Source organism: Pseudomonas sp., assembly GCF_037994325.1.
Classification (GTDB): Bacteria; Pseudomonadota; Gammaproteobacteria; order Pseudomonadales; family Pseudomonadaceae; genus Aquipseudomonas.
The window spans coordinates 1-5,796 of record NZ_JBBNAH010000455.1 but is presented as its reverse complement, the minus strand read 5'-3'; the positions used below and the strand labels follow the sequence as shown (position 1 = coordinate 5,796).

Sequence of the window (5,796 nt, the reverse complement as noted above, 5' to 3'; positions counted from 1 at the left end):
TAGGCGCAGCAGTGGCAGTGGTATCGCCAACGGTGGCGCTGTCGCTGCCTGGCGCGGAGGTATTGCCCGCAGCATCGGTGATGGTCGCGGAGACATTGATCGCGGTGCCGTCAGCCGGACGTGGGTAAGTCAGTTCAAGGCCATCGGTAAGGTCGGCCGCCACAACGGTGTGCGTGCTAACGCTGCCATCGGGGTTGGTAATTTTCAGCGTGTCGCCCGCTACGGTGCCGGTCGGTACGGTGATCTTCACCGTGACGATGGTCGTGGCACTCAGTTCGATAGCACTTAAGGTGCCGTCGTTGTTGGCGTCGGTGCTAATCACCACGGTTGGCGCGGCAGTGGCAGTGGTATCGCCCACGGTGGCGCTGTCGCTGCCAGGAGCGGAGGTGTTGCCGGCGGCGTCGGTAATGGTGGCCGAGACATTAATAGCGGCACCATCGGCCGGACGTGGGTAAGTCAGGGTTACGCCATCAGTCAGGTCGGCGGCGACCACGGTATGCGGGGTAACGCTGCCATCTGGGTTGGTGATGTTCAGCGTGTCGCCAATGACGGTGCCAGTCGGCACGGTGATCTTCACGGTGACGGTGGTGGCCGTGCCCAGTTCGCTGCTGCTCAGGGTGCCGTCGTTGTTGCTGTCAGTGCTGATTGCCACGGTCGGCGCGGCTGTCGCGGTGGTGTCGCCTACGGTGGCGCTGTCACTGCCTGGCAGCGATTTGTTGCCGGCCGCGTCGGTAATGGTGGCAGAAACGCTAAGGCCAACGCCGTCGGCGGGGCGAGGGTAGGTCAGCTCAACACCGTTGGTGAGGTCAGCCGCCACGATGGTGTGGGCGGTCACGCTGCCGTCGGGGTTGGTGATGTTCAGGGTGTCGCCAACCAGGGTGCCGTTCGGCACCGTGATCTTCACGGTCACGGTGGTGCTATTGCCCAACTCGGCAGCGCTAAGCACGCCGTTGTTGTTGCTGTCGGTGCTAATGACCACGGTCGGCGCGGCGGTGGCGGTGGTGTCGCCAATCACGGCGTTGTCCGAGCCCGGTGCCGAAACGTTGCCGTCGGCGTCGGTAAGGGTGGCCGAAACGGTAAGCGCAGAGCCATCGGCGCCACGGTAGGTATACAAGGTCAGGCCATTGGTGATCAGCGCCTGGCTGACGGGGATGGTGCCGATCTGCGAACCGTTGACAAACAGAGTAAGGATATCGCCTGGCTTGGCGCCGGCGGGCGGCTTGATAAAGGTGCCGATGGAGGTCGTATTGCCCAGCTCAGTGTTACTGAGGATGCCGTCGTTATTGCTGTCCGTAGTAATGACAACGGTCGGCGCAGCCGGCGCCGTGGTGTTGCCAACGATGGCGCTGTCGCTGCCAGGAACGGAGGTGTTGCCTGCTGCGTCAGTGACGGTGGCGGACACCGAAATGCCCACGCCGTCGGCTGGGCGCGGGTAGGTGAGGGTGAGCCCATCAGTCAGGTCGGCGGCGACCACGGTGTGTGGGGTCACGCTGCCGTTGGGGTTGGTGATATTCAGCGTGTCGCCAACTTGCGTGCCGGCCGGCACGGTGATTTTCACGGTGACGCTGGTCGAGGTGCCCAGCTCAACATTGCTGAGGGTGCCATCGTTGTTGGTGTCGGTGCTGATCACCACGGTTGGCGCGGCAGTGGCGGTGGTATCGCCAACGGTGGCGCTGTCGCTGCCAGGTGCGGAGGTATTGCCGGCAGCGTCAGTGATAGTTGCGGAAACACTGATCGGCTGGCCATCGGCCGGACGTGGGTAAGTCAGGGTTACGCCATCAGTCAGGTCAGCAGCGACCACGGTGTGTGGGGTCACGCTGCCGTTTGGATTGGTGATGTTCAGCGTATCGCCAACCAGGGTGCCAGTTGGCACGGTGATTTTCACTGTAACGCTGGTCGAGGCGCCCAGTTCGGTGTTGCTCAGGGTGCCGTCGTTGTTGACGTCGGTGCTGATAACCACGGTGGGTGCAGCGGTGGCGGTGGTGTCGCCGATCACCGCGCTGTCGCTGGCCGATGGCGAGGTCAGGCCGTTGTTATCGGTAACGGTGGCTGTCGCGGTAAATGTGCTGCCGTCAGCGGGCACTGGGAAGGTGGCGGTGATGACACCGGCGCTGATGATGGCTGGGGTCAGCACAACCAATACCGGTGTGCCGGTGCTACCGGTAACGGTCACGGTGTTGCCGGCGGCGGCGTCTGCTGGCAGGCCCACGGTGACGGTAAGGGTCGGCGAGCCGCCCAGCTCAACATTGGTCACGGTGCCGTCGTTGTCGGCATCTGTGCTGATGGCCACGGTTGGCGCATCAGGCACCGCACTTACATTGATGGTGGCGGTGGCCGGCGCCGAGGTGGCGCCACTGTTGTCGGTAGCGGTGTAGTCAAAGGTGGTGGTGCCATTCCAGTCGGCATTGGGCACGAAATACACCGGGCCGCTGACCGCTACACCGACCGTGACAGGCACGCTGACCGCAGCGTCGGCGAACAGGGTGCCGTTGGTTGGCAGTGATTGCACGGTGTAGCTGACCACCGTGCCATCTACGTCGCTACCGCCCAAAGTCACCGCAATCGGCGCTGCCGGGTCTTCGCTGCCATTGGCTACCACTGTGCTGCTGGCTACCGGCGCGTCGTTGCTGCCGTTGATGGTCACGGTGACCGTGGTTTTAGTGCCGTCAGCGGCAAATACGTCAAAGCTGTCGCTCAGGCTCTGGCCGACATTCAATTCGTTGTAAGCGGAGTTGGCGGTGAAGCTCCATACCCCGGCGGCGTCGATGCTAAAGGTGCCGTAGTTGCCGGCGCTGTTGGTTTGCGCGACGAAGGTTGCCGGGCTGTCGATGTCGCTGATGGTCAGCGTGCCGCCGGTGGTAATGGCGCTATCGGTTTCAACCACGGTTTCAGTAGCCGAAGACAGCACGGCGGCATCGTTAACGCCGGTAATGGTCAGCGTCAGCACGCTGTTGCTAGTCAGGCCGCCGCTGTCGGTAACGGTAAACGGCACGTCGATGGTCAGTTGCTGGCCAGCCCCCAGGCTTTGATAGGCCGCGTTGCTGGGGTCGATGGACCAGGTGCCATTGGCGTTCAAGGTGAAACCAGCAGGCGCGGTGGTGCCGGCTTGGAGGGTAAAGGTCTGGGTGTCGCCGCTGTCGACGTCGCTGGCGCTTAGTTGGCCGCTGACAATGGCGCCATCTTCGGTGGCACTGCCGGTGGCTGCATCAGCAACCGGCGCATCGTTCACCGGCGTTACGCCGATATTCACCGTGAGGGTGTCGCTGCCGCCGCGACCGTCGCTGACAACCACCTGGAAACTGTCCGGGCCGTTGTAGTTGGCAGCCGGGGTATAGGTCCAAGCGCCTTGCGGGGTGAGCGTCAAGGAACCGTGGCTGACGCCCGTGCCAACTACGGAAAACGTCAATGCATCGCCGTTTCCATCCACAGCGGTAAAGTTTCCGCTGTAGGCAATGTCTTCATCTGTTGTGACGTTAATTGTCGAATTTGCATTATTTCCGTCGGCCGAGGTGAACGACGGGGGCAGATTCAGGTTGTCGCCAAAGGTCTGCTCCTGCACCACGGCATCGCCGCCAGTCGGGTCAGTAAAGGTAATGCCAATTTCCGGTTGGACTTCGCCAGCGGTCTCCGCCAGCAGCACATAGCTGTGGCTACCGCCAGCTGCGCCACCGGCACCACCTGCGCCCGGGCCGGCTGCGGTAGGGGCCAGATCTTGGGTTGGGTCGGCGCCTGCGGCGATCGCACGTTGCACATCGAGCACTTCGGTTTGTGCCGCGGCAACGCTCTGCGTCGGGGTTGAGCTGGCTGCGTCGGCGCTGGACCATTGGGTTTCACGGCCCAAGTCGAGCATGCGGCCATCGGCCAATTCCAAGGTCACCATGCCACCGGCGCCTGTATCCAGCGTGTCACCTACATAAAGACGGTCGCCCTCGACCAATACGCGCTGTGCGCCCTCGGCGGATGTCGCGATAACTTGGCCAACCATGCTTTTAACGATGGCAACAACAGTGCTCATGTAGTGACTCTCCCTGGGTAACTTCAGGCAAACGGCAGCGCAGATAAGGTCTGTTAGGTCGTGCGGTCGAGCGGGTGGCACCTAATCAGGCAAGGATCTTGCCATTGCTTAGGCGTCTGGAAAGCGTCGTCAATAATCTAGCGGTATTTCGACGAACGGCATTCTTATGCCAAACTATTGACCAATTGGGTGACATCCTAAACAATCTGTCAGGTAATGTCACTTTGCTAGTAAGGTGAATCTGATACACCGATTTGAGAAGTAGCTCTCACTAAATTTTTCTTCATAAAAACTAATTCACATCTGCCACTTTCGTGCCCGTCAAACCTGATGTCGGCGTAGTTAGTAGGTTTCAGGGGATAGCTCACCATGCGTTTCGGTCTTCTTGCGTTGTTGCCTCTTGCTGTAAGTGCCAGTTTTTCGGTGTCGGCTCAAACTCTTCAGGAGGCCATGCAGCAAGCGGTCACCGAACATCCTGAGGTTCATGCGGCAGTAAACCGGCGCCTGGCGGCTGACTCCGGGCTGCGCGCCGCCCAGGGTGGTTACCTGCCAAAAGTGGATGTATTGGCCGGTTATGGCCGTGAAGGCACCGACAATCCGTCTACCCGCGCCGATGGCAATAACAGCGACTGGTCAACCCGCAACCGTGGTGAGTCGACCATTCGTTTGACCCAGAACCTGTTTGACGGCTTTGCCACCTCCAGCGAAATCGGCCGCAACAAGGCCACCGTCAACTCCCGCGCTTATGCCTTGCTCAATACCTCTGAGCGCACCGCGCTGACCGTCGCCCAGGTTTATCTGGAACTGCTAACCCGTCAGGACTTGGTGCGTCTAGCCCAAGACAACCTCGACAGCCACGAACGTATCCACGATCAGATTCGTCTGCGCACCGACCGTGGCGTGGGCCGTCTGGCTGACTTGAACCAGGCCGAAGCGCGTTTGGCTCAGGCCCGTAACAACCTGATCACCGAACAAACCAACCTGGTTGATGCGCAAACCAACTTCTATAGCGCTGTGGGTGTTGACGCTGTCGACCTGCAACGCCCGGCTACCGGCGTGCAATTGCCCGATACCCTGGCCCAGGCCCGCCAGCAACTGATCGAAAACAGCCCGGTACTGCGCTCGGCTGAAGCGGATATTGCCGCTGCCGAGCAGCAATACAAAGCGGCCAAGTCGACCTTCTATCCACGTTTTGATGCCGAGTTGGGCCGTTCGGCCAACAACGATATCGACGGTCAGGACGGTCACTACAACGAATGGGAAGCCATGGTGCGCATGCGCTACAACCTCTACAGCGGCGGCAGCGACAAGGCCACCCTGGAGGCGCGCTCCTACCAAGCCAACGAAGCGCTGGACATTCGCAACAACGCCCTGCGTCAGTTGAACGAAGAACTCGGCCTGGCCTGGAACGCGCTAAACAACGCCCGTACCCAGTTGCCGATCGCACAAAAGTACGTGGATGAAACCACCCAAGTGCGCACCGCCTACCAGAAGCAATTTGCCCTCGGCGAGCGTACCTTGCTGGACTTGCTCGACAGCGAAAACGAGCTGTTCAGCGCCCAGCGTCGTCTGGCTGAAATCAAGCTGGCTGAGCAGTACAGCCAGTACCGTCTGCAGGCCACCCTCGGCACCTTGCTGAAAAGCCAGGGCGTGGTTGCACCGATGGAGACGGTGGTGCAGAACGAGGTCAAGCCGCAGATTGCGTTGCCGGGTTTGAACTAAAGCCAGTTGAAGACGCCACCCTCGCCTGCGGGGGTGGCGTTTTTGTTGGTGTGTGTTTA

Annotated in this window: 2 protein-coding genes; one reads left to right on the top strand and one right to left on the bottom strand. The window is 60.9% G+C overall.

What is annotated here, in order from left to right; genetic code table 11:
• Positions 1-4,015: retention module-containing protein (locus tag AAAB16_RS15290; RefSeq protein WP_340664090.1), on the bottom strand; the 4,015-nt coding region annotated here is incomplete at its 3' end.
• A gap of 369 nt (positions 4,016-4,384) precedes the next feature.
• Here AAAB16_RS15290 and AAAB16_RS15285 point away from each other — a divergent pair.
• Positions 4,385-5,737: a TolC family outer membrane protein gene (locus AAAB16_RS15285; RefSeq protein WP_340664089.1), complete on the top strand. Its 1,353-nt coding sequence runs from the start codon at positions 4,385-4,387 to the stop codon at positions 5,735-5,737.
• Positions 5,738-5,796 lie beyond the last annotated feature (59 nt).